This window comes from Qipengyuania algicola (genome assembly GCF_042492175.1).
Classification (GTDB): domain Bacteria; phylum Pseudomonadota; class Alphaproteobacteria; order Sphingomonadales; family Sphingomonadaceae; genus CAJXSN01.
In genome coordinates this window covers 15,224-33,097 of the sequence record NZ_CP170453.1, presented here as the reverse complement: position 1 = coordinate 33,097, position 17,874 = coordinate 15,224, and the positions used below count along the sequence as shown (strand labels likewise).

Here is a 17,874-nt window from a genome sequence, read left to right as displayed (position 1 = left end):
TCCCCGTTGAGCCGCCTTGTCGTCATCTCGAACCGAGTGGCCGTGCCCAAAGCGCGCGGGGCGGCTGGTGCGCAAGGCGGGCTGGCGGGAGCGCTCAATTCCGCGCTGAAAAAGCATAAGGGCGTGTGGTTCGGCTGGTCGGGAGAGGCGAACGAGGAGCGCGCCGGCACGATCAATATGCAGCGCCATGATGGCGTAACCACGGCGACCATCGACCTGACGCCGCAAGAGGTCGACGATTATTACAACGGCTATGCCAATTCGACGCTATGGCCGCTGTTTCACTACCGGCTGGATCTGACCCGCTACGAACGCGAAACCGCTAAGGGCTACGAAGCGGTGAACGAGCGCTTTGCCGAAAGCGTCACCCCGCTGATCGAGGAAGACGATCTGGTCTGGGTGCATGATTATCACTTGCTGCCACTGGGGGAGCGCTTGCGCTCGCGCGGGCTGAAGAACCGCATCGGTTTCTTCCTCCATACGCCGTGGCCGCCGACCCGGCTATTTGTCTCGCTGCCCTCGCATGAGCGGCTGGTGAAGACGATGCTGGAGTATGATGTGGTCGGCTTCCAGACGCAGGAATGGCTCGAAAGCTTCCTGCATTATTGCCAGAAAGAGCTGGGTGCCGAGGTCGACGAGGCCACCGGCAAGGTCACGTATGATGGCCGCGAATGCACCGCGCGCGCCTATCCCATTGGCATCGACTGGGACCATTTTCAGGCGCAGGGCGACACCGGAGAAGCGCGGCAGGCGTGCCAGAGGCTGCTTTCCTCCACCCGCCACCGAACCGCGATGATCGGCGTGGACCGGCTCGACTATTCCAAAGGCCTGCCCGAACGGATCGACGGCATCGGCCGGTTCTTCGACCAGAACCCCGAGCGTGTCCGTGATCTGGTCTATATCCAGATTGCCCCGCCGAGCCGCGAAGATGTCGACAGCTATCAGAAAATCCGCGGAGAGCTGGAGCAGAAGACCGGGCAGATCAACGGCGCGCGTTCGGAAGTCGATCTCGTGCCCATCCGCTACGTCAACCGCGGCTACAGCCATGCCGAATTGTTCGGGTTTTTCCGCGCGTCGAAGATCGGAATGGTCAGTCCGCTTCGTGACGGGATGAATCTGGTGGCGAAGGAATATCTCGCGGCGCAGGACCCCGAGGACCCGGGCGTCCTGATCCTGTCCCGCTTTGCAGGGGCGGCGGCGCAATTGCCCGAGGCATTGCTGGTCAATCCGCACAGTCCGGACGATCTGTCCTATATGATCGGAAAAGCGCTCGACATGCCAAAGGCGGAGCGTTTGCGCCGTTACGAAGCCAGCGTGGCGACGGTGCGGGATGACAATGTTCAGGCGTGGACGGAGCGCTTTACCGCCGATCTGGCCGGGTAACCGCCGTCAGACAAATCGCCGGGGCGCAGGCACGCTTGCCTCTTCCCATTGGACCCCGTTGCGCTCTGCGAGAAACGCCTCCAGCGTGCGGTGCCTTGGCCCCTCGGCACGCGCGGCTAGAACCTGGCGCACCTTCAGCATCAGGAATTGCGGATTGAACGGTTTGCGGACGTAGTCCTGGGCCCCGTTAAACCGCGCCTGCTCTTCGTCTTTCGCGCCGCTCATTGCGGTGAACATGATGACCGGCAAATCGTATAGCTGCCGCGAAGTGCGCATTTCCCGCAAGACCTGTGCGCCCGACATTCCGGGCATATCCTGATCGAGCAGCACCAGATCGGGCTGCCGCCATTTCAGCATTGTCAGCGCTTCTTCCCCGCTTGTCACCCAGCCGCAGGCATGGCCTTTCGTAATCAGGATTTCGGACGCCATTTCGGCGATGAATTCATCGTCATCGACAATCAGTATATGGGCCACTTTGTGCTCTTTCGATGCTGGTTCGGATAGCTTCCCGTGTAATCTGCGGATGCTGAGCAAAGGTGGCGCGGCGATTAGGTGGTGCTACGGATCGCCGAAATTCGCGCGGCGGTTGCCGCAGGGGGGCGGGCCTGCCACGACTGCTTGCATGATTCGAGAACCTTTCCTGCCGATGCAGGGCATTCACAATTTCCGCGACTATGGCGGCTACGAAACGCGCGATGGTGGCCGCGTGCGGACCGGCCTGCTGTTCCGCTCGGGCCAGCATGTGGAGGCGGAAGACGCCGATCTGGAGGCGCTCGATGCGCTGGACATCCGCACGGTGATCGATCTGCGGGGGCAGAGCGAGCGGGAGCGCAATCCGTGTCGCCGGAGCGATGGGTTCGATGCACAGGTGCTCATGCATCCCGGCGAAACCACCAGCAGCCCGCCGCACGAGGATGTCGGCGACACCATGCCCACCGGCGAATATGCCCGCCAGCGGATGATCGCCGTCTATACGCGGATGCCGGTCAACGACGCGATGATCTCCATGTTCGGGCGCTATTTCAAGGCTCTGGACGAGCGAGATGGCGGCAGCCTGGTGCATTGCTTTGCCGGCAAGGACCGCACCGGAATTGCCGCCAGCATGCTGCTGCATGTGCTGGATGTGCCGTTTGAAATGATCGAGCGCGAGTTTCTGCTGACCAACCATGCCCCCAGCGTCGAAGTTCTGAAACGCCAGTCTCTTCCGGGCATAGAAGCGCGTCTGGGCAAGCTGGACGAAGAATCGGTGCGTAACCTGATGGGCGTGCGCAGCGAATATCTGAGCACCTATCTCGATGCGGTCACGGCCTCTCACGGGTCCTTCGACGCCTATCTGGAGCAGGAGATAGGTGTGGATGACGCGATGCGCGCGCGGCTGAAGGCCCGCTTCGTGGAGTGACATTGCGGCGGCGGATACCCATATTCGCAGTCAACGAATTGAACATACGGATACAGACGACATGGCAACCCCGACGACTCACCGCACCAAAATGCTCATCATCGGCTCCGGCCCGGCGGGATATTCCGCCGCGATCTATGGCGCGCGCGCGATGATGGAGCCTATCGTGGTGCAGGGCCTCCAGCCCGGCGGACAGCTGACCATCACCACCGATGTCGAGAACTATCCCGGTTTTCGCGATGTGGTGCAGGGCCCGTGGCTGATGGAAGAGATGAAGGCGCAGGCCGAGCATGTCGGTACGCGGATGATGTGGGACACCATTGTCGACGTGGACATTGCCGGGGGCAGCCCGTTCCGCGCGGTTGGCGACAGCGGCGATATTTATATCGGTGACGTGCTGGTGATCGCCACGGGCGCGCAGGCCAAATGGCTGGGCGTGCCGGGCGAACAGGAACTGGGCGGCAAGGGCGTGAGCGCCTGCGCGACCTGCGACGGGTTCTTTTATCGCGGCAAGAAAGTCGCGGTGATCGGCGGCGGGAACACTGCGGTCGAGGAAGCGCTCTATCTGACCAACCATTCCGACGATGTGACGCTGATCCACCGCCGCGATGAATTGCGCGCCGAGAAGATTTTGCAGGAGCGCGTTTTTGCATCCGACAAGATCAATACGCTGTGGAACAAGACGGTCGATAGCTTCGAGGCGGGCGAAGACGGTGCGCTGCATCATCTGGTTCTGAAGGATACCGTGACCGGCGAAACCTCCACGCTGGAAGTTGACGGGGCGTTCGTCGCCATCGGTCACGCTCCGGCGACCGAGCTGTTCAAAGGCAAGCTGCCGATGGACGACACCGGCTACCTGCTGGTCGAGCCGGGCACGCCCAAGACTTCGATCCCCGGTGTCTTTGCCGCGGGTGACGTGATGGATCACACCTATCGTCAGGCGGTGACCGCTGCGGGAGTGGGCTGCATGGCCGCGCTCGATGCCGAGCGGTTCCTGGCAACGCTCGATTTCGCGAAGGACGAGATGCCAGAGGTCGAAGCGGCGGAGTAGAACCCCGCCGCTTCGCAAACTCTACATGTGAATGTCGAACACCTGAATGCTCGCGTGGAAGATCAGCGCGATCAGCACCAGGCTCGACAGAGCGAACAACACGAAGCGGGCCATCACTACATTGGCGGTTGCCTGAACCAGTGAATGCGCCACGCGCAGGCCGACATAGATCCACGCCAGCAGCGTATTCATATCGCCGCCCTGACCCGTGATCGCCAGAATGATTGCGGTGGCGTAGAACACCGTCGGCTGTTCATGCAGGTGATTGTAATTGTGCGCCTTTGCCTGAACGCTGGCAGGCAGCGTCTTGTCCAAAGTGCCCGGCACTGCGGCATCGTTGGGCGCGACATTGGCCTTGCTCATCGCCGGAATGCGGGTGGCATACATCCACGCCCACATGATCATGGTCCAGATCAGCAGAGCCACGGTGGGCTGCAGAATCGACATTTCATTCATAGCGGCAAAGCTCCGGGATCGAAGAAGAGGGTCGCGATCACGGCTCGCACGGCGAGCACGATGAGGGCGATGGTTGAAAGAAGGAACAGCAGAAAGCGCACCTTCAGCGTGTTGACCGTGGCCTGCCAGATTGAATGGACGATGCGCAGCGCAACGTAAATCCACGCCAGCGTCACGTCGATTGCGCTTGCCCCCATGATCGCAACGATGACGACAGCCGGATAGAAGATGGTCGGCTGCTCCATCAGATGCGTGTAATTGTGCGAGGGCCAGACCGCGCGCGGCGGCAATTTGTCATCCAGATCGCCGCCCCTCGCGCCGGCTTTTGCCTTGCCAAGATCGATGCCACCATCCTGCGCAAGATTCTTGACCGCGGGGAAGCGGGTGAAGGCGATCCAGAAGATCATTATCAGCGACCATACGATCAGCACGGCTGCCGGAGCGAGCATTTGAGCTTGCATGATGTGTGAAATCCCTCCCTGAATTGCGGGCCTAGCTGCAAGGGCAGCGCCGCATTGTCAATTCACAGTCAGCTGCCTGTGGAGATCGTGCGGGCGAAAGCAGCCGGATCGGCATTGCCGCCGGTCAACATTATGACCGTGTTTTCGTCCAGTGCCACCTTGCCCGCCAGCGCTGCTGCAAGGGCGGCCGCACCGCCGGGTTCGACCACCAGGTTGAGGCTGCGACACGCAAAACGCTGGGCCGCACGCACTTCATCGTCGGTCACGGTGACGCCCGGCTGGCTGCGTCCTTGCAGCACATCCAGATTGATCTGCTTGGTCGCGTCGGGTTGTAGAGCATCGCAGATGGTCTTGGGCTTGGGATCGCCGACCTGGACGATTTCTCCACGCTCCAGCGCTTGTCCGACCATGTCCCAGCCTTCCGGCTCCACCGGCACGATTTCGGCTTCGGGGCAGGCGAGGGCGAGGCCGGCCGCCAGTCCTCCGCCGCCGCAGCATGCGACGATGCGCGAGGGCTCGCGCCCCATCTGCTTGGTCAGCTCCACGCCCGCGCTGCCTTGCCCTTCGATCACCCACGGATCGCCAAAAGCATGCACCAGCGTGCCGCCTCTCTCTTCCAGCAGCCGGGCTGCCACCTCGTCGCGGTCCTCGCCGGGCCGGTCATAAAGCACTATTTCCGCCCCCAAGGCGCGTGTGCCCTCCAGCTTCACCTGCGGCGCATCGCGCGGCATCACGATGGTCGCGGCAATGCCCAGCCGCCGCGCTGCCCAGGCCACGCCCTGCGCATGGTTGCCGCTGGAGACTGCAACCACACCTTTGGCCTTCTCCGCATCGCTCATCGCGGAAAGCCGGTGCCAGCCCCCGCGGATTTTGAACGCCCCGATGGGTTGCAGATTCTCTGCCTTCACGCGGCACTGTGTGCCCCGGATTTCCACCGGCAGCAGCGGGGTGGGTGGAAGGATTGCGGCAATCTTCCCGGCGGCTTCGAGGACGCCTTCATGTGTGGGAGTGCGGATCATATTGCCCTCCTAGCGCATTGGACTATGTGAGCCGCAAGCAATTTTCACGGGAGCTATCCATGTCGTCCAATCCTGCCACAGTCCCCGCACCCGTTCTCGTCATTGGCGCGGGCGGCGTCAGCTCGGTGTGCGTCCACAAGATGGCCATGAATAGTGGCATCTTCGGCGACATCCATCTTGCCAGCCGCACCAAGTCGAAATGCGATGCGATTGCGGAGAGCGTGAAGGAGCGCACGGGGCAGGGGGTCAGCACTTACGAGATCGACGCGGAAGAAGTGCCCGCCATGGTCAATCTGATCCGCAAGGTGCAGCCCCGCCTCGTAGTGAACCTCGCTCTGCCGTATCAGGATTTGCCGATCATGGATGCCTGTCTGGAGGCGGGCGTGCATTATCTCGACACAGCGAATTACGAGCCGAAGGACGAGGCGAAGTTCGAATACAAATGGCAGTGGGCCTATCATGACCGGTTCAAGGAAGCGGGCCTGATGGCGCTGCTCGGCTCCGGCTTCGATCCCGGCGTGACCAGTGTCTTCACGATGTGGCTGAAGAAGCACAAGCTGAAGACCATCCGCCAACTCGACATTCTCGACTGCAATGGCGGCGATCACGGGCAGGCGTTTGCCACCAATTTCAATCCCGAAATCAACATCCGCGAAGTCACCGCGCCCGCGCGGCATTGGGAAAATGGCGAATGGGTAGAGACACCCGCAATGCAGGTGAAGACGGAGTTCGACTTCGATCAGGTCGGCAAGCGCAATGCCTATCTGATGTATCACGAGGAACTGGAGAGCCTGAGCAAGTTCATCCCCGAGCTGGAGCGCGCGCGCTTCTGGATGACCTTTGGCGATGAGTACATCAAGCACCTGACCGTGCTACAAAATGTCGGCATGACCGGGATCGAGCCAATCAAATATCAGGGCCGCGAAATCGTCCCGCTGCAATTCCTCGCCGCTGTTCTGCCGAAGCCCGAAACGCTGGGCGAGACAACCACCGGCAACACCAATATCGGCTGCATCGCCACGGGTGAGGCGCGGGATGGGTCAGGCGAGAAGACGTTCTACATTAATAATATCTGCAGCCACGAGGCGGCCTACGAAGAGACCGGCAACCAAGGCGTCAGCTATACCACAGGCGTTCCCGCGATGATCGGCAGCGCGATGATGCTGACGGGCGAGTGGTCCGGTGACGGCGTGTTCAACATGGAAGAATTCGACCCCGATCCCTTCATGGAGATGCTGAACGAACACGGCCTGCCTTGGAACGTCGTGGAGATGGACGGGCCGGTCGGGTTTTAAGCCCATGATAATTGGATCAACCACGATCGAGGCTGTCGAGGGGAACATCGTCAAGATGGAGTTCGACGCGATTGTGAACGCGGCAAACTCGTCTCTGCTGGGAGGCGGCGGCGTGGATGGCGCGATCCATCGGGCGGCCGGCAAAGAGCTCGTCCACGAATGCCGACTTCTTGGGGGGTGCAAGACTGGGCAGGCCAAAGTGACAAAAGGCTATGATCTGCCGGCGAACTGGATAATTCACACTGTCGGTCCGGTTTGGCGAGGGGGCGAAAACGGTGAAGCTGAGCAACTCGCTAGCTGTTATAGCGAGTCGCTCAGCCGCGCGCTTGAAATCAGCGCGCGAACAATTGGCATCCCGGCTATCTCGACTGGCATATTCAATTATCCGCTGGCGAGCGCGGCGCAGACTGCAGTTGCGACCATCTCGGCATTTGTCGAACAGCATCCCGAGGCTTTTGACCGGATCGCTCTGGTTTGCTTCGATGAGCAGGCTACCGATGCTTTTACAAAAGCGATGAAAGCTTTCTAATGGAAACCAAAGCCGGAGATCCGGGCGCTTTTGCGCATTTCGACCTCAATCGTGTCGATAGTCCCGCCTTCGTGGTGGACGCGGCCAGATTGCGGGCCAACCTGCAGATCCTCGCCGAAATCCGCGACGACGCGGATATCAAGATGCTTGCGGCGCTCAAGGCGTTTAGCATGTTCTCGGTCGCGCCGATGATCGGAGAATATCTCGACGGGACCTGCACCAGCGGCTTGTGGGAGGCACGGCTGGCGTCGGAATATTACGACGGCGAAATCAGCACCTATTGCGCGGCGTACAGGCCGGAGGATCTGGAAGAGGTCTGCCGACTGTCCGACCATGTAATCTTCAATTCGCCTGCCCAGATGGCGCGCGCGGCCCTGATCCTCGATCAGGCAGCGGTGACCGGCGGCGATGTCAGCGTGGGCCTGAGGATCAATCCGCAAGTGCCGACCGGCGAAGTGGCGCGCTACGACCCCTCCAGTCCGGGCAGCCGTCTGGGCTTCCCGCTCGATCAGCTGGCCGAAGAGCATATGGAGGGCGTAGAAGGCATTCACTTCCACAATCTGTGCGAGCAGGATTTCGAGCCGCTGGCGCAGACGTGGGGCAAGGTGTTCGACGCCATCGAGCCTTGGTTCGGGCAGCTCAAGTGGATCAATATGGGCGGCGGGCACCACATCACCCGCGCGGACTACCAGCGCGAGGAACTGATCGAGTTTCTGCGCGACGCGAAGGAAGACACCGGCGCGGAAATCTATCTGGAGCCGGGTGAAGCGGTGGCGCTGGATGCGGGCATTCTGGTGGGCACCATTCTCGATACCGGCGTCAACGAAGTGCCCTTCGCCATCACCGATGTCAGCGCGACCTGCCATATGCCGGATGTGATTGAGGCTCCGTATCGGCCTGCAATGCTGGGCGAGGAAGGGGGAGGGGGGCAGCCTCCCGTCAGGCTGGGCGGCCCATCCTGCCTCGCAGGCGATGTGATCGGCGATTATCATGTGCCGGGCGGGGCAGAGGCCGGGCGGCGGATCGCGTTTCTCGACCAGGCGCATTATTCGATGGTGAAGACCAACACGTTCAACGGCGTGCCACTGCCCGGCATCTGGCTGTGGGACAGCGAGACCGACATGCTCGAGCAGGTGAAGGAATTCGGCTACGAGGATTTCCGCAACCGGCTGAGCTAGAGCCCGCTAGCGCGTAAATCCGAAATCCTTCTGCACCGATTTGGCCAGTCGTCCCATCGAGGCGAATTGCCCGGCGCATTTTTCCACCATGAAGCGGTCGCTTTCAGGGTTCATCGTGCCGCCTTCGAACATATTGCCGCTGCGCACGGCGACCAGAATATCGCCCTCGACAAACAGCGAGCAGATGTCCTTTCCCTCGAAGGATTTCTCCAGTTCCAGCAGGCGCTCGACATAGAGCGGATCGACCAGATAGCGCGCCTCGGTCTGGTCGTCGCTCCACACTTCGAATGTGTCGTCGAAATCGGGATGGACCATGTCGACAATGTCGAGCCGGTGATCGCCGAATTTGACGCTGTCCTTGCGCCCTCCGAACCACTTCTTGTGCTTGCCTGCGCGTTGCAGCAGCGTGATGCCGTGGAAGGTGCGGCCCGACCCGATCCGCAGGATGGCGCCGCGAAACACCGTGACCCAGCGTCGGTTCTTGCCCGAGCCGCGCCGTTCTTCCAGATGCGCCTCGTGCAGCTTGAACGCGTGATCGCCCAGAGTGCCGGACCAGAAATCCTCCACGCCGGACCGGTCGCAATCGGGCAGCAGGCCGAATTGCTCGGCCAACTCGTATTCGCGCCCCTTTTCGCCGTCGTGTTCGTAGGTGAAGCCCAGCGCCTCGGCGATGCCTTCATTGATGCCGATTTTGACGCGCTTCTTGGCCGCAGCGATCGGCTTCCACACCCACACCCCGATAAAGGTCACCACTGCAAAACACGCCCAGATCTTCAGGCCGAAATCCACCGGGACCAGAATCAGGCCAAGAATGGCCAGCGGACCGGCAATCATGGCCGCCTTCCAGGCACGGTCCCAGGCCTCGCCCTTGGCAGCCTCGCGCTCTCCGCGCTGCTCCTGCAGAAACGTCCCCAGTGATCCGGCCATCAGCCGGTCGATGTCAGGCACTTCGACCAAATTTCTTGACCCCTTGGTAATCGTGTGGTGCCAATATACACGGGTCGGGACAAGATTGGGGTTAAAACATGTGGACGGCAATCATCATTCTGGGCGTGCTCGCGCTCATCGCTCTGCTGGTAATCGGGATTTACAACCGGCTGGTGGGGCTGCGGCAGAACGTCCAGCAGGGCGTCGCCGATATCGATGCGCAATTGCGTCTGCGGCATGATCTGGTCCCCAATCTGGTTGAGACCGTGCGGGGCTATGCCAGCCACGAGAAGGAAACGCTCGATAGTGTGATCGCCGCCCGCAACAAGGCGGCGCAGGGCGAGGTCAAATCGAGCGACGAGGCGCAGTTCAAAGTGGCGCTCGATAAGCTGCTGGCGCTGGGCGAGGCCTATCCGGACCTTAAGGCGAACGTCAATTTCCAGGAATTGCAGCGCGAATTGTCCGATGTGGAGGACAAGCTCGCGGCTTCACGGCGTGCGCTGAACGCGGCCGTCTCGCGGTTCAACACGGCGCGGGAGAGCTTTCCTGCCATCCTGTTCGCCGGCGCTCTCGGCTTCGAACAGGCGGATTTCCACCGTCTGGACGACAGCGAAGAAGGCGTGGTCGATCAGGTGCCGGATATCTCATTCCGCAAGTAGCAGACTTGCGGTTGCGTCCGCACAAATCCGGCGCGTTTCTCAGCCTCTATTCATCGCGCGTGGGGCATAGCCGCACCGTCCGTTCACGCCTTGCGCAGTTTCCAGTTGCGCACGCGATATTCGCCGACTAAAGGCCCGCGACCTGCCGACAATGTCCTTTGATTCCAGAGGGCAGGAACTCGGTGCCAGGGGGACGCGTATTACTGACAGCAGGCCCGCCACAGGGCCTTATTTTTCCATCGTATCGACCGGGGGTCTCTTGAGTTGCACAATTCTGCTGACGCACACCCCGTCTATTCCGATGCGGTGGCTGTCGTCCGGGCGCTGAAGCCGGACGAACCTGTCATTCTCAACCGTCCGCATGCGGCCACGCGTGCCGCGCGGTTCTTCATCGAGAAGTTTCCGGGCAAATCGCTCTATGCGGTGAAGGCCAATCCTTCGCCCGATCTTCTGCGCACTCTGTGGGATGCCGGCCTGACGCATTATGATGTCGCCTCCATCGCTGAGGTGCGGCTGGTGCGCGCCACACTGCCCGATGCGACATTGTGCTTCATGCATCCGATCAAGGCCCCCGGCGCGATCCGCGAGGCTTACTTCAAGCACGGCGTGCGCACTTTCAGCCTCGACAGCCATGAAGAGCTGGCGAAGATTGTCGATGCCTGCCGCGACGAGGAAGGCAATCCGGCACAGGATCTGCGCCTGTGCGTTCGTCTGCGCGTCTCCAGCGAGCATGCCGCGCTGTCACTGGCCGCCAAGTTCGGCTGCGATCTGACCGAAGCACCCGCTCTGCTGCAGGATGCCCGCCAGCATGCGGACTGGCTGGGCGTGTGTTTCCATGTCGGCAGCCAGGCGATGAGCCCGTTCGCTTTCGTGCAGGCGCTGGACCGCACCCGCGCGGCGATTGCGGAGGCCTCCGTTGTGATCGACATGATTGATGTCGGCGGCGGCTTTCCCAGCGTCTATCCGGGCATGGAGCCTCCGCCGCTGGAGGACTATTTCCAGATTATTCACCAGCACTTCTATGCGCTGCCCATCGCCTACAATGCGGAATTGTGGTGCGAGCCGGGGCGGGCGCTGTCGGCGGAATATTCTTCGCTGATCGTGAAGGTGGAGAAGCGCCGCGGGGCGGAGCTATATATCAATGACGGCGCCTATGGCGCGCTGTTCGATGCCGCGCATGTGGACTGGAAATTCCCGGTCCGCGCGCTGGAAGACGATCTGATCAAGCCGCCGATGGATTTTGCGTTCTACGGGCCGACTTGCGACGATGCTGATTACATGCCCGGGCCCTTCGCCTTGCCGGAGGACATGCAGGCGGGCGATTATATCGAAATCGGCATGCTGGGTGCCTATGGCGCGGTCATGAAAACCAGCTTCAACGGCTTTGATGCGGCCCTCAGCGTGACCGTGACGGACGAGCCGATGGACAGCCTCTATCGCGGCGACCGCGCACGGCCCGAAAGCGACAACGTCGTCAATCTGTGGTGAGGTCTGGCTAGAAGCCGGGCTTTAAATTCCGGCTTCGACCGCAATCCGCACAAGATCGGCGCTGGAAGTGAAGCCAAGCTTCTCCATGGCCAGACCGCGATGCATCTTCACGGTTTTCTCCGATAGCCCCAGCTCGGCGGCAACCTGTTTGTTGCGCAGGCCCGATGCGACCATCCGCGTCACTTCGAACTGGCGCGGCGAGAGGGTCTTGAGAGCCTCTGCAGCACGCTGCTGGCGACCGATAGAGACACTGCTGTCGCCTTCGGCAATTTCGACCTGACTGCCGAGGAAATATTGCAGCTGATCCTCGTCGCCATAGATCGGGGCGACCAGTACCGCATTGCGGAACGGGGTGCCGTCTTTTTTGTAATTCAGGATCTCGACCAGAACCGGCTTATGCTCGCGCACGCCTTCGCGGATTTTCTCGGTCAGCCACGGCTCCGTACCGCTGCCCGCAAGGAAGCGGCAATTGCGGCCAACGCATTCTTCTTTGGAAAATCCGGTCAGATCCTCGAACGCCTTGTTGATGGCAATCAACGGATTGTCCGGCAGTCGCGGATCGGAGACCACAGAGGCAATCGGGCTGCCTTCAATCAGGTCGAGAACCCATTGCGGCGGCGGGTCGATCTTTTCAGCCGGGACGGCTGCGGGATCGGACGAGGAGGTTCCATCGTTCATGAACCGTATATTGGGCCGATTCGCCGTAAAATCAACGGGGCAAACGACGTTCTAGCCAGCTTGGTTTCCGCCGACCTGCACTTCCATGAACTGCGGTTTGCTTTTCGCAGGGCCGCCCATGGCTTCATGCGGATAACTGCCGTCGGGCAAGGCGGACAGGGGCATGCCTGCTGCCGCTAGGGCATAGGGCGATACCCGGTGCCGCGTGCACAGACCTCCGGCGCCATCGCTGACCAGCGGAGTCTCGAATTCGACAGCGATGAAACTGTCGTTCGATCGCTTGACTTCGCACACGGCCAGCTGGCCTGCGCCCAGATCGAGCACGAGCGGCGTGCCCACCGGCACACCCATGATGCCTTCGATCCGCGAACCGTTGGTGGAAAGATCGCGCATGGTCGCTCGGTAATGGTGGTCTTCGTGAATGATGCCGATTTTGCGGAAGACGGAGCGGCGCTCACGGCGATGCAGATCAGGGCCTTCGGGCTCGATTTTGAACTCGCCGCTTGTGATGCGCTGCAGAATGACTTCCTGTTTCAGCGCTTTGGAGAACAGCCAGCCCTGGATCAGTTTCGCGCCCTTGTCGCGCACCACTTTCAGCTGATCGAACGCCTCCACGCCCTCGACCGTGGTTTCCATGCTGAGAGCATTGGACAGGCCCACGATGGCAGCGATAATCTTGGCGCTGTTCTGCTCTTCCTCGGTGCAGGAATCGACGAAGCTGCGGTCCACCTTGATCTTGTCGAACGGGGCCGAGCGCAGATAGCTGAGCGAGGAATAGCCGGTGCCGAAATCATCGAGCGCCAGACGCACGCCCAGGCCCTTGAGGGTCTTGAACGTTTCTTCCGTCGCGTCGGTGTCGCCGAGAAACACGCTTTCGGTCAGCTCCAGCTCCAGCCGTCCGGGGTCGAACCCGCTTTGCGCCAGAACATTGGCCACCACGTCGGGAAAGCCGCGATTGGCGAATTGCATTGCGCTGACGTTGACGGCGACATTGACGGTGCTGGGCCATTGGGCTGCATCTTCGCAGGCCTGACGCAGGGCCCATGCGCCCATCTGGTTAATCAGATCGGTTTCTTCCGCCACCGGAATGAACAGGCCGGGGCTGACAAAGCCGCGCTCGTGATGCTGCCAGCGCATCAGGGCTTCCATGCACACGACTGTATTGTCCTGCGCGTTGACGACCGGTTGATAGTGTAATTCCAGCTCGCCCGCCGCCAGCGCATCGCGCAGATCGTCGAGCAGGGCCTGACGTTCCTGTTCCTCGTCTTTCAGGTCGGATGCGTAGAAGCGGAACTGGCCGCGCCCGCCGTTCTTGGCAGCATACAGGGCAAGGTCCGATGCCTTGGCCAGATCCTCGCGCTCCAGCCCGTCATAGGGGGCAATCGCGATGCCGACAGAGGTGCCGATAACCGCGCGTTTCTCTTCCTCCAGCGGGTAGGGCTGGCTGACGATAGCGATGATTTTTTCGGCCAGCTCGCCCAGCGTGCCCCGGTCGTCGAGATCGGGCAGGATGATCTGGAATTCGTCGCCACCCAGACGGCCCACTGTGCCGCGCTCGCCAACCACGGATTTGATCCGATCAGATGCCTGCACCAGTACGCTGTCACCGGCGGCATGGCCCATCGTGTCGTTCACATGCTTGAACTTGTCGAGGTCCAGCATCATCAGCGCGCAGGCGCGTTCCGCCTTGCGATAGGAGGCGAGAATGCCGTCCAGCCGCTTGTTCATATAGTGCCGGTTCGCGAGGCCGGTGAGGGAATCATACTCTGCCAGCTTGCTGTCGATCAGCTCGCGCTCATACGCGACCGTCACGTCTTTCGCCTGACCGCGATAGCCGATGAAGTTGTTGTTCGCGTCGAATTTGGGATGCGCGGTCAGCGTCCACCATGCCTGCTTCACATCATGGCGCGATTTGCCCAGCGCAAACCGGACGGTGAGGCCCGACAGTTTGTTATGTGCCTTGAGCTGGAAATTGAACGGCCGCTGCGATCCGCCATCGGGATTGTCGGCATCGGTTTCGAACAGGGCGACCACCGGTTGGCCGATCAGATCGTCCAGTTCGCGGCCCACGGACTGCGCGGCGGCTTCGGTCAGATAAACCAGTTTGCCTTCAGCGTCGCTGGCCCAAATCCATCCGATCCCGGCCTGCTCGATATCCTGCATGACTTCCAGACGCAGCTTCGCGTCCTGCGGGGAGGGTGCGCTACGCGCGCTCGCCCCATCGCCTTCGGCAGGCGCAGCGCCGCCGTTACCGTCAGCGCGGTTGCCCAAATTCTGAAGGATTGAACGCATCGACATCGCTGTGCCGACCTACCTTTCTAGTGACCCAGTAGAGTCACCATTAGGCAGGATGTGGTTACCAAGCCGCTAAGGATTTAGCGAAAATGAGCGTGATTAACGGCTTAAGGCGCAAAAAACGGCGCGTCTCCGGCGATGGTCACACGCTCCATCACGCGGCGCTGCGGGAAGTAGTCGCTGACGGCCAGATGCTGGCACACGCGGTTGTCCCAGAACGCCACCGAGCCGGGCTCCCAGCGGAACCGGCACTGGATTTCGACATCCATGGCGGTCGCATAAAGATGATCGAGCAGCCAGCGGCTTTCCTTGGCCGATACTCCCTCGATATGGCTGGTGAAGGCGGTGTTGACATAGATGACCCGCTTGCCCGTTTCCGGGTGTGTCCGGATCACGGGGTGGGTCTTGGGCGGGAAGCGCTCGTGCAGGTCGGCGGGCGCTTCGTTCAGGCGGCGGGCAAACACACGGGCGATATCATGCACCGCCGTCAGCCCCTCGCAGAAACGCTGCATCTGCGGGCTGAGCCGCTCATAGGCGAGATGCATATTGGCGAAGCATGTATCGCCGCCAACTTCCGGCACTTCCCGCGCCAGCAGGATCGAACCGAGTGAGGGTTTTTCGCGCCAGGTGACGTCGGAATGCCAGTTGTTTTCCTGGCCCTTGCTCTTCGGGCCATGGGCAATCCGCAGAACTTCGGGATTGGGCTGATCCTTGGGCGTAGCCGGATGCACTTCCAGATCGCCGAAATGGCGCGCAAAGGCGATGTGCTGTTCCTGAGAGAGGCTCTGGTCGCGGAAGAAGATCACCCCGTGTTCCAGCAGCGCCTGCCGGATCGCCGGGACGGCATCGGCAATGTCGGCTGCGCCCAGATCAACTCCGTGGATTTCCGCACCCAGAGCCGGTGTCAGTGGCCGGACATCCAGTGATGCCCTGCCGTGCTCGCTACTGCGTTCGACCGCTGCTGTCGCCGCTGCTGTTGCCATCGTGTCTCTCCCTCGGTGCGCAGAATGCCCGCGAAGGCGGCCGAGAGCAAGAATTGGCTGTCAGTCCTGCTCCGGCGGCGTGCCGGCAAGCGCCAGCACCGCTGCATAGCCCGCGCGCATTCCCCGCAAGGTGTCCTCGCGCGGCAGCTCGATATATTCGTCGAGCGAATGCGCGCCGAATTCGGTCCCGCCCGAGCCGAGGGTGAGGGCAGGGATCCCCAGACTCATGGCGATATTCGAGTCGGTCGATGCAGCGGAGAATTCGGGCGCGAAGCCATGCGCGGAGTAGGCCGCAAGCGCTGTTTGCGCGATGGCGCTGTCTCCGCCGCCACCGCCTGCGGGCCGGTCGCCGATCAGCGTGTTCTCGACGGTCAGCTCTCCTTTGGAGGTCAAACGCCGGGCGTTTTCCTGCACCACGGCGCGCTCGGTCGCGGCGAGATATTCGCGGTCGAGCCGAGCCAGTTCTTCGGGCGAGAAACTGCGCAGATCGACCTGCAATTCCACGACATCGGGGATCGAATTGATCGAGCGCCCGCCACTGACCATCGAGGCTGCGTACGAGGTGGGCGGATCGGAGGGCACTTCCAGCGCGTAAAGCTCCTCCACCGTGCGCGCCATTGCGCCCATCGGATTGACGATTCCGAAATCGGAGAAGCTGTGCCCGCCCGGCCCGCGGAAGGTGGTGCGGTAGCGGCGCGAGCCGACGGCGGAGGCGATGATCTCTTCGGGGTCCAGCCCGTCAAAGGACAGGAAGGCTTTTACTCGTCCGGCATAGTCGCCCTGAGTCATCAGATAGCGCACGCCGCGCAGATCGCCCGGGCCTTCCTCACCCACCGTGCCGACAAACAGGATGTCGGTTGCGGTGCGCAGGCCGCTTTCCTTCATCGCGCGGGCATAGGCGAGAATGACGGCCAGATTGCGCGTCGCATCGCCCACGCCGGGCGCGGTCAGCCGGTCGCCCTCGCGGTTCACGGTGACGTCGGTTTCGATCGGGAAAACCGTATCGAGATGGGCGGAGACCAGGATCACCGGCCCGCGCTCCGCACCCGATGGGAGCAGGGCAAGCACATTGCCTTCCTCGTCGCGCGACGCGTCGGCAAACCCGGTATCGCGGAACATGGCGAGATAGGCCTCTGCGCGCGGATCCTCGCCAAAGGGCGGGGCGGGTATTTCGGTCAGCAGGATGGTTTCGTCGACCGTGCGCTCGAATTCGGCATCCAGCATCGCTGCCCCTGCGACATAGCGCGGATCGGACAGATCGATCGAAGTAACGCTGTCCTGCGCAGCGCCCTGCGCCCCGCCAAATGCCAGCAGGATCGAGCCGAGAAGCACTTTCACAAAGCCGCTCCGCTGCGCCACCCGCCGCATCATTCGAAGCCTACGAAGGTTGCCGCCTCCGACACTTCACGCCGCGTGATCTTGACCGGATTGGCGGGGAAATCGGGATCGGGCCAGCCCATGGCGACGGCCTTCATGATGACCTGATCGTCGGGGATATTGGCATGCTCGCGCACAACAGGCGATTGCATGATGCCTTGCGAGTTGATGACGCAGCCAAGGCCCCGGCTCCACGCGGCATTGACCAGCGCCGTGGTGACCGCGCCGCAATCGAAGACAGTGTCATCCGCGTCGGACAATTCCTTGTCATAGGTCACGATGACGCAGACCGGCGCATCGAACTGGCGGAAGCCCCGCAGCACCCAATCCTGCCGCTTCTCCTTGTCGTCGCGCCCGATGCCCATGGCTTCGAACAGCTGGATCGCGCAGCCAACCTGCCGGTCACGGTGGACGCCCTGGAACGGATGACCCTTGCGAAACTCGCGGCTGTCCGGCTCGCCTGCCAGAATACGCTCGGTGTTGCCCTTACGAATCCGGTCGAGCGGTTCGCCCGAGATGACGTGGAAATGATAAGGCTGCGTATTCATCGACGAAGGCGAGCGCATCGCCATCGCCAGCACTTCCTCGATCAACGCCTGCGGCACCGGCTTGTCGAGATAGCCACGGATCGACCTCCGACCGTGCACGACTTCATCATATTGCATATAAATCTCCGGCCCGGCGGGCACCGTATTG

The 17,874-nt window shown here is 61.7% G+C and carries 18 protein-coding genes; 8 read left to right on the top strand and 10 right to left on the bottom strand.

Annotated elements, in window-relative coordinates:
- The first annotated feature begins 6 nt into the window (after positions 1–6).
- Entirely contained in the window at positions 7–1,383 is a 1,377-nt protein-coding gene (locus tag ACFCW2_RS00175; RefSeq protein WP_379547272.1) for an alpha,alpha-trehalose-phosphate synthase (UDP-forming), read from the top strand.
- 6 nt (positions 1,384–1,389) lie between these two features.
- Here ACFCW2_RS00175 and ACFCW2_RS00170 read toward each other — a convergent pair whose 3' ends face one another.
- The gene (locus ACFCW2_RS00170) at positions 1,390–1,857 is read right to left on the bottom strand and encodes a response regulator (RefSeq protein ID WP_379547270.1); all 468 of its coding nucleotides are present in this window, start codon (positions 1,855–1,857) and stop codon (positions 1,390–1,392) included.
- A gap of 148 nt (positions 1,858–2,005) precedes the next feature.
- On the opposite strand from ACFCW2_RS00170, the gene ACFCW2_RS00165 reads away from it, so the two are divergent.
- Positions 2,006–2,782 (top strand): tyrosine-protein phosphatase, encoded by a 777-nt coding sequence (locus tag ACFCW2_RS00165; protein WP_379547268.1) that lies wholly within the window; start codon positions 2,006–2,008, stop codon positions 2,780–2,782.
- A gap of 61 nt (positions 2,783–2,843) precedes the next feature.
- Positions 2,844–3,833, top strand: coding sequence for a thioredoxin-disulfide reductase (trxB, locus tag ACFCW2_RS00160; protein ID WP_379547266.1), 990 nt, complete (start codon positions 2,844–2,846; stop codon positions 3,831–3,833).
- Positions 3,834–3,854: 21 nt separating this feature from the next.
- Here the strand turns inward: trxB and ACFCW2_RS00155 are convergent, their stop codons facing one another.
- The 3 genes from ACFCW2_RS00155 to ACFCW2_RS00145 form a co-directional block, all read right to left on the bottom strand.
- Positions 3,855–4,289, bottom strand: coding sequence for an MAPEG family protein (locus ACFCW2_RS00155; RefSeq protein ID WP_379547264.1), 435 nt, complete (start codon positions 4,287–4,289; stop codon positions 3,855–3,857).
- Positions 4,286–4,750 (bottom strand): MAPEG family protein, encoded by a 465-nt coding sequence (locus ACFCW2_RS00150; RefSeq protein WP_379547263.1) that lies wholly within the window; start codon positions 4,748–4,750, stop codon positions 4,286–4,288. Before ACFCW2_RS00150 ends, ACFCW2_RS00155 begins: the two co-directional genes overlap by 4 nt.
- Positions 4,751–4,818: 68 nt before the next feature.
- A complete protein-coding gene (locus ACFCW2_RS00145) occupies positions 4,819–5,769 on the bottom strand; it encodes a threonine ammonia-lyase (protein WP_379547261.1) in 951 nt (316 codons plus the stop codon).
- Between the two features lie 59 nt (positions 5,770–5,828).
- On the opposite strand from ACFCW2_RS00145, the gene ACFCW2_RS00140 reads away from it, so the two are divergent.
- Genes ACFCW2_RS00140 through ACFCW2_RS00130 form a run of 3 tightly spaced genes read left to right on the top strand, consistent with a single transcriptional unit; the run spans position 5,829 to position 8,771 of the window.
- The gene (locus ACFCW2_RS00140; protein ID WP_379547259.1) at positions 5,829–7,064 is read left to right on the top strand and encodes a saccharopine dehydrogenase family protein; all 1,236 of its coding nucleotides are present in this window, start codon (positions 5,829–5,831) and stop codon (positions 7,062–7,064) included.
- A 55-nt stretch (positions 7,065–7,119) separates the two neighbouring features.
- Positions 7,120–7,593: an O-acetyl-ADP-ribose deacetylase gene (locus ACFCW2_RS00135; RefSeq protein ID WP_379547257.1), complete on the top strand. Its 474-nt coding sequence runs from the start codon at positions 7,120–7,122 to the stop codon at positions 7,591–7,593.
- On the top strand, positions 7,593–8,771 hold the full coding sequence (locus ACFCW2_RS00130; RefSeq protein WP_379547255.1) for a carboxynorspermidine decarboxylase: 1,179 nt from the start codon (positions 7,593–7,595) through the stop codon (positions 8,769–8,771). Before ACFCW2_RS00135 ends, ACFCW2_RS00130 begins: the two co-directional genes overlap by 1 nt.
- 6 nt (positions 8,772–8,777) lie before the next feature.
- Here ACFCW2_RS00130 and ACFCW2_RS00125 read toward each other — a convergent pair whose 3' ends face one another.
- Positions 8,778–9,719 carry a DUF3137 domain-containing protein gene (locus ACFCW2_RS00125; RefSeq protein ID WP_379547254.1) on the bottom strand — a complete coding sequence of 314 codons (942 nt, stop codon included), beginning with the start codon at positions 9,717–9,719 and terminating at the stop codon, positions 8,778–8,780.
- A 77-nt stretch (positions 9,720–9,796) separates the two neighbouring features.
- Here ACFCW2_RS00125 and ACFCW2_RS00120 point away from each other — a divergent pair, with 77 nt between their 5' ends.
- Both ACFCW2_RS00120 and ACFCW2_RS00115 read left to right on the top strand, forming a co-directional pair.
- A complete protein-coding gene (locus ACFCW2_RS00120; protein WP_379547252.1) occupies positions 9,797–10,357 on the top strand; it encodes a LemA family protein in 561 nt (186 codons plus the stop codon).
- Between the two features lie 264 nt (positions 10,358–10,621).
- On the top strand, positions 10,622–11,845 hold the full coding sequence (locus ACFCW2_RS00115; RefSeq protein ID WP_379547251.1) for a type III PLP-dependent enzyme: 1,224 nt from the start codon (positions 10,622–10,624) through the stop codon (positions 11,843–11,845).
- Between the two features lie 21 nt (positions 11,846–11,866).
- On the opposite strand, the gene ACFCW2_RS00110 is transcribed toward ACFCW2_RS00115, so the two are convergent.
- The 5 genes from ACFCW2_RS00110 to ACFCW2_RS00090 all read right to left on the bottom strand — a co-directional run bounded on the left by ACFCW2_RS00110 (position 11,867) and on the right by ACFCW2_RS00090 (position 17,843).
- Complete coding sequence (locus ACFCW2_RS00110; RefSeq protein ID WP_379547249.1) at positions 11,867–12,523, bottom strand: LuxR C-terminal-related transcriptional regulator; 657 nt, start codon at positions 12,521–12,523, stop codon at positions 11,867–11,869.
- A gap of 51 nt (positions 12,524–12,574) precedes the next feature.
- Entirely contained in the window at positions 12,575–14,815 is a 2,241-nt protein-coding gene (locus tag ACFCW2_RS00105) for a putative bifunctional diguanylate cyclase/phosphodiesterase (protein ID WP_379547247.1), read from the bottom strand.
- Positions 14,816–14,925: 110 nt separating this feature from the next.
- The gene (locus tag ACFCW2_RS00100) at positions 14,926–15,801 is read right to left on the bottom strand and encodes a TauD/TfdA dioxygenase family protein (RefSeq protein WP_379547245.1); all 876 of its coding nucleotides are present in this window, start codon (positions 15,799–15,801) and stop codon (positions 14,926–14,928) included.
- 60 nt (positions 15,802–15,861) lie between these two features.
- Positions 15,862–17,139, bottom strand: a complete 1,278-nt coding sequence (locus ACFCW2_RS00095) for a M20/M25/M40 family metallo-hydrolase (protein WP_379547244.1) — start codon at positions 17,137–17,139, stop codon at positions 15,862–15,864.
- A gap of 29 nt (positions 17,140–17,168) precedes the next feature.
- The gene (locus ACFCW2_RS00090) at positions 17,169–17,843 is read right to left on the bottom strand and encodes a nitroreductase (protein WP_379547242.1); all 675 of its coding nucleotides are present in this window, start codon (positions 17,841–17,843) and stop codon (positions 17,169–17,171) included.
- Between the last annotated feature and the right edge of the window lie 31 nt (positions 17,844–17,874).

Coding starts and splice junctions, on each gene's coding strand:
- trxB (WP_379547266.1), top strand. CDS start 2,844: ATGGCAACCCCGACGACTCACCGCACCAAAATGCTCATCATCGGCTCC.
- ACFCW2_RS00145 (WP_379547261.1), bottom strand. CDS start 5,769: ATGATCCGCACTCCCACACATGAAGGCGTCCTCGAAGCCGCCGGGAAG.
- ACFCW2_RS00105 (WP_379547247.1), bottom strand. CDS start 14,815: ATGCGTTCAATCCTTCAGAATTTGGGCAACCGCGCTGACGGTAACGGC.
- ACFCW2_RS00140 (WP_379547259.1), top strand. CDS start 5,829: ATGTCGTCCAATCCTGCCACAGTCCCCGCACCCGTTCTCGTCATTGGC.
- ACFCW2_RS00090 (WP_379547242.1), bottom strand. CDS start 17,843: ATGCAATATGATGAAGTCGTGCACGGTCGGAGGTCGATCCGTGGCTAT.
- ACFCW2_RS00150 (WP_379547263.1), bottom strand. CDS start 4,750: ATGCAAGCTCAAATGCTCGCTCCGGCAGCCGTGCTGATCGTATGGTCG.
- ACFCW2_RS00110 (WP_379547249.1), bottom strand. CDS start 12,523: ATGAACGATGGAACCTCCTCGTCCGATCCCGCAGCCGTCCCGGCTGAA.
- ACFCW2_RS00135 (WP_379547257.1), top strand. CDS start 7,120: ATGGAGTTCGACGCGATTGTGAACGCGGCAAACTCGTCTCTGCTGGGA.
- ACFCW2_RS00120 (WP_379547252.1), top strand. CDS start 9,797: ATGTGGACGGCAATCATCATTCTGGGCGTGCTCGCGCTCATCGCTCTG.
- ACFCW2_RS00155 (WP_379547264.1), bottom strand. CDS start 4,289: ATGAATGAAATGTCGATTCTGCAGCCCACCGTGGCTCTGCTGATCTGG.
- ACFCW2_RS00100 (WP_379547245.1), bottom strand. CDS start 15,801: ATGGCAACAGCAGCGGCGACAGCAGCGGTCGAACGCAGTAGCGAGCAC.
- ACFCW2_RS00165 (WP_379547268.1), top strand. CDS start 2,006: ATGATTCGAGAACCTTTCCTGCCGATGCAGGGCATTCACAATTTCCGC.
- ACFCW2_RS00130 (WP_379547255.1), top strand. CDS start 7,593: ATGGAAACCAAAGCCGGAGATCCGGGCGCTTTTGCGCATTTCGACCTC.